At 39.0% G+C, this 1,273-nt stretch carries 2 protein-coding genes; both read right to left on the reverse strand.

Going from position 1 to position 1,273, the window contains the following annotated elements; all coding sequences use genetic code 11:
- Positions 1-681, reverse strand: a 681-nt coding sequence (locus LS69_RS10035) for a major outer membrane protein (RefSeq protein WP_138124698.1), incomplete at its 3' end; no start/stop codon positions are given.
- 375 nt (positions 682-1,056) lie between these two features.
- Positions 1,057-1,251 carry a hypothetical protein gene (locus LS69_RS10040; protein WP_138124702.1) on the reverse strand — a complete coding sequence of 65 codons (195 nt, stop codon included), beginning with the start codon at positions 1,249-1,251 and terminating at the stop codon, positions 1,057-1,059.
- Between the last annotated feature and the right edge of the window lie 22 nt (positions 1,252-1,273).

Genomic DNA, 1,273 nt, shown 5'->3' on the forward strand with positions numbered 1-1,273 from the left:
ATCTACTGCATCTTGGATATAGAATCCCCAAAGTTGCGCACCAAAAGTTCCATAATCAGTATCAAAGTTATAGATGCCTGCTAAAGCATAGAGAGGTTTTGTTACAGAAGTGCCATCATTGCCACCTGAATTATAACCTTGCCATTGACCACCTAAATCATCAATACTCCAAGAATCAAATGCTGCTGCTGCGAAAGTTGCGTTTTCTAAGTCGCTATTAAGGATTAAGATACCTGTTCCTCTATCATCATCTCCAGCATTTGTTACAGGAGTTGCTAATCTTTGCTTACCGATAATCACAGTTGTAGCTGTAGAATCTGGAGTAATCACTGCATTAAAGGTGCTTACACCGAAGCTTCCGTCTTTACCTGAACCTAGACCTGAACCTGTGCCACCTGTCCCAAAAGTTACGTTATTTTCGTTGTTATAAAGCACACCGAAGTTAAATGCTACATTATCAGCCACAGGAGCTTTGAAGTCTGCTACGGCTTTCCAGCGGTGAGTATCTTTATGATTGCTGTTGTTGTTGCCATTGTCATAGTAATCACTATTGAATCTGTATCTCAAATATCCGCTTACATCAATGCCTTTGATTGCGTCTTCGAGAGGTTGAGCGAAAGATGCAGTAGATAATGCACCTAAAGCAACTGAAGCTGCTAAACTAAGTTTAAGAAATTTCATTTTAATCTCCTTGATTGAATTTCGAAATTACAATCTGATTGCCCAAATCCAAAAAACTAATTTAAGGGTTGTCAATCAAACAACTTAACTTTGACTATTAGGTTAGAATTTAGCCAAAGCTAAACGATATTTTAGCATAAAATTTCAAAAACGCAATATAAATTAGGGAGAAATTTAAAAATCGCGTAATGGGTGTTACTTGTTGGGGTGGAATCGTGGGTGGTTTAGGCGTCATTGCGAGAAGTCATTAGACTTCGTGGCAATCTACGATACTGAATTAAAGGGGATTCTGCAATGGAATCTTTAAAGGCGAGATTCTAAATTATGGATTGCCACAGCCCTTTACAAGGGCTTCGCAATAACGCGGTAGTAGGCTTAGGTTTGGCGTTGCTTCGCAATGACGATTCGGTAAATAAAGCTTGGAATTTTTAAAGTTTTGAAGTATAATGTTGCAGGGTGTTGCCACAGGTTCGCACCCTGCGGCAAAATTTTAGCCCTAAAAGGAGCTAAGATGATGTCAGCAAAATTCATCTTGGTTGCGATTATACTACTTTGTATAATCGTTGTCAAGGCTTATTAAGCCTTAGCCCTG

Origin of the sequence: Helicobacter sp. MIT 05-5294 (assembly GCF_000765675.1) — a bacterium.
GTDB lineage: Bacteria > Campylobacterota > Campylobacteria > Campylobacterales > Helicobacteraceae > Helicobacter_D.